At 71.2% G+C, this 3,308-nt stretch carries 3 protein-coding genes and 1 tRNA gene; 1 reads left to right on the forward strand and 3 read right to left on the reverse strand.

The genetic code is table 11. The features are described 5' to 3' along the window. Positions 1 to 428: 428 nt before the first annotated feature. Positions 429 to 512: transfer RNA gene (locus tag AB0J68_RS29715), tRNA-Tyr, on the reverse strand. 147 nt (positions 513 to 659) lie between these two features. Here AB0J68_RS29715 and AB0J68_RS29720 point away from each other — a divergent pair. Beyond that, a complete protein-coding gene (locus AB0J68_RS29720) occupies positions 660 to 1,154 on the forward strand; it encodes a YajQ family cyclic di-GMP-binding protein (protein WP_354854339.1) in 495 nt (164 codons plus the stop codon). Positions 1,155 to 1,218: 64 nt separating this feature from the next. On the opposite strand, the gene AB0J68_RS29725 is transcribed toward AB0J68_RS29720, so the two are convergent. After that, positions 1,219 to 1,743 carry a dihydrofolate reductase family protein gene (locus tag AB0J68_RS29725; protein ID WP_363941903.1) on the reverse strand — a complete coding sequence of 175 codons (525 nt, stop codon included), beginning with the start codon at positions 1,741 to 1,743 and terminating at the stop codon, positions 1,219 to 1,221. Between the two features lie 189 nt (positions 1,744 to 1,932). Beyond that, complete coding sequence (locus tag AB0J68_RS29730) at positions 1,933 to 3,192, reverse strand: MFS transporter (RefSeq protein ID WP_355067694.1); 1,260 nt, start codon at positions 3,190 to 3,192, stop codon at positions 1,933 to 1,935. Between the last annotated feature and the right edge of the window lie 116 nt (positions 3,193 to 3,308).

Raw genomic sequence — 3,308 nt, forward strand, 5'->3', positions numbered from 1 at the left:
GGTCCGGCGGCAGTCGGTGGCTTTCCGCCCCGCCGCCGGACCGCCGCCCCGAATCCGCTGATCCGGCCAGCGGCACGATCATGGCCAGGCGATACGGAAGCCAAACCGGTCGGCCCCGTCGCCGATCAGGGCTTCCGACTGCCGCGCCAGTCCAACCCCGGGACTGGCTTGCCCCCGGTCCTCTCCCGCAGCTGGCGACATCTCACCGCGGCCCCCTCAGCTGATCGCCACAGGCACGGACTCCACCAGGCGAGGACCAGACACCAACCCGGACGTTCGCAGCCTTAGAGAACCCTCAGGGGCAAGATCGACCTGCCCACCATCTGCCCACAACCAGTCGTCACGGGCTGGACTTAGCCAGACTCGGCTAGATCAACGACAACGGCCCCTGATCAGCATCTCTGCTGGTCAGGGGCCATGTCTGCACCTGGTGGCGGGTAGAGGATTCGAACCTCTGTAGCTTTCGCGACGGATTTACAGTCCGCTCCCATTGGCCGCTCGGGCAACCCGCCAGGGCACCCCACCGCGTCGTAACGCGGCGGCGGAAGCAAGGATAGCGGCTCGCCCCGGGACCGACGCAACCGGGTACGGTCAGAGGGTCGTGCCGCTGGTCGGCGGCCGACGGCACGCCCAGACCGCCGGACAGCAGGAGCAGAAGCATGCCAGCGAACCCGTCATTCGACATCGTGAGCAAGGTTGACCGCCAGGAGGTCGACAACGCCCTTCGCCAGGCGGAGAAGGAGCTCGCGACGCGGTTCGACTTCCGCGGCACGGGCGCGGAGATCTCCTGGTCGGGCGAGGAGGCGATCGGCCTCCAGGCGGAGACCGAGGAGCGCGTCCGGGCCGCGCTGGACGTGTTCAAGGAGAAGCTGGTCAAGCGGAACATCTCGCTGAAGTCGCTGGACGCCGGCGAGGCTCGCCCGTCCGGCAAGGTGTTCAAGATCGACTGCAAGGTGATCCAGGGCATCGAGACGGACAAGGCCAAGGCGATCAGCAAGAAGATCCGCGAGGAGGGCCCCAAGGGCGTTCAGGCGCAGATCCAGGGCGACCAGCTGCGCGTCACCGGCAAGAAGCGGGACGACCTCCAGGCGGTCATCTCGCTGCTCAAGGGCGAGGACTTCGGCGTCGCCCTCCAGTTCACCAACTACCGCTAGCAGCACGAGCAGCCGGGCCGGCACTCGCAGGCGTGGAGTGCCGGCGCCACGGTTGCCGAGCGGTTCACCCCACGCTGTACCAGTGCGTGGTCTCGCCCGGGATGGGCGTCAGCCGCACCCGTGCGCCGCCCGGGTCGTCGAACATGCGCACCCCGTCTCCGAGCAGCACCGGAGCGAAGAAGATCAGGATCTCGTCGAGCAGGCCGGCCCGGACGCACTGCCGGGCGATGTCGGCGCCGAGGACGTTCACGTACTTGTCGCCGGCGGCCTCCCTGGCCTGCTCGACGGCGCTGTGCAGGTCGCCGACGAACGTGATGCCGTCCGGGGGCTCGGCCGGCGGCTGGTGGGTCAGCACGAACACCGGTCCGTGGTACCGGCCGCCGAACGCGCCCTCTTTCTCGGTCCCTCGGTTGGGGTCGTCGCCGCCGAAGGTGCGGTTGCCGGCCAGGATCGCGCCGACGTTGGCCAGGACGCGGTCCGCGGTCGCGTTGTCGATCGTGAGGTGTTCGGTCAGCCAGGACATGTCCCCGCCGGGGCCTGCGATGTAGCCGTCGAGCGACGCGGTCGCGGAGTAGAGCAGCTTGGCCATGGTTCCCCCTCGTCGATGCCCATTCTGAAGGACGCCGGGCGGCCACAGAAGTCACCGGGGGCACGTCCACTGAGATTGACTCGGGTTTCTGGATGTCGGGGCGTCCTCGTCAACGGGACACCGCGACTTGCAGGAACCCGAGTCGATCAAGGCGCGGGGCCTGGTCGGACCGAGCCGGCCGGTGACTGGTCAGACGGGGACGGGCTCTTCGGCGCGTACCGCCGAGGCTTCTGCCCGGGCGATGGGCCCGGCGGGCAGCGCGGCGACCGCGGCCCCGACGGCCACCGCCACCCCGGCGAAGACGAAGGCCCACGGCACGCCCCCGGCGTGATCCACGATCAGGCCGGCCACCGAGCCGCCGGCGGCGCTCGCCGCCACGGCCACCGTGACGACCCAGGTGTACGCCTCGTTCAGCATGCCGGCCGGGGCGATCCGGCCGACCAGGGTGTTCTCCAGGGTCAGCGCCGGCGCGATGGTGGCCCCACCGACGATCAGCGCCACGCCCAGCGCCAGTGGCGTGGGCATCACCGCGAACACCACGAAGGTGCCGGCCAGCGCGGCGAGCAGCAGGGCGAACTGGCGGGTCATGTTCGGCGCGGGCCGACGGACGCCGAACCAGAAGCCGCCGATCGCGCTGCCGACTCCCCAGACCGCCAGCAACAGCCCGGCCAGGCTCTCCGGATCGTCGGTGGTGGCGTTGCCGGCGTACGCCGGAACGATCACACCGGCGGCGCCGAAGGCGATGCCCAGCCCGGCCACGCAGACCAGCAGGGCCGGGAAGCCGCCGACCCGCAGCGGGCCGAGCCCACGGGCGTGGTGTTCGCGCGGGTGCGGACGCCATCCGCGCATCACGCGACCGAGGGCGACGGCGGTGGTGCCCACCAGGGTGACGACCGCTGCCCCGATGAGCGCGGCGGCCGCGTCGGCGACCAGCACGAAGCCGGCCACGAGCAGCGGGCCGAGCACGAACACGATCTCGAACAGTGAGGTCTCCGCGGCCAGGGCGGTGTTGCGCAGGGTGTACCGGCCGGAGGCGGGGCTGGTCAGCTCGTTCCAGGCGCCGCGGATGGCGGCGGTGAGCGGCGGGTACGTCGCACCGGCGACGCCGGCCGTCAGGTAGATGGCGGCGAGGGCGTCGTCGCCCGAACGGCTGGCCAGCAGCAGTCCGATGAGCGCCAGCGGGTGGGCCACGGCGGTGACGAGCAGCACCGGGCTCGGGCCGACCCGGTCGGCGATCCGCCCGGCCACCGGGCTGAGCGCGGCGCCGGCGACGGCGTAGATGCCGCCGGCAACGGCGGCCAGCGCGTACCGGCCGGTCACCTGCTCGACCACCAGCAGTAGCGCCAGCGGCGTCATGCCGATTCCGAGTCGCCCGATGATGCCGGTGACCAGCAGGATCGGCGCACCGGGGATCCGCCAGACACCCAGGTACTGACGCAGCGCGGCCACCGTGAACCTCCGAGCATGTAATGAGCGTGAGCGGTTATGACCCTAACGCCGCCGGTCGGGCGGGCAGTACCGGATATCGGCCCCGACACAGCACTCCGCCCGCACCCGAGGCGAGC

It is taken from the genome of Micromonospora sp. NPDC049580, assembly GCF_040675595.1.
GTDB lineage: Bacteria > Actinomycetota > Actinomycetes > Mycobacteriales > Micromonosporaceae > Micromonospora.

Bases quoted from the DNA above. Each gene is read 5' to 3' on its own strand.
- AB0J68_RS29720 (WP_354854339.1), top strand. From the start codon at position 660: ATGCCAGCGAACCCGTCATTCGACATCGTGAGCAAGGTTGACCGCCAG.
- AB0J68_RS29725 (WP_363941903.1), bottom strand. From the start codon at position 1,743: ATGGCCAAGCTGCTCTACTCCGCGACCGCGTCGCTCGACGGCTACATC.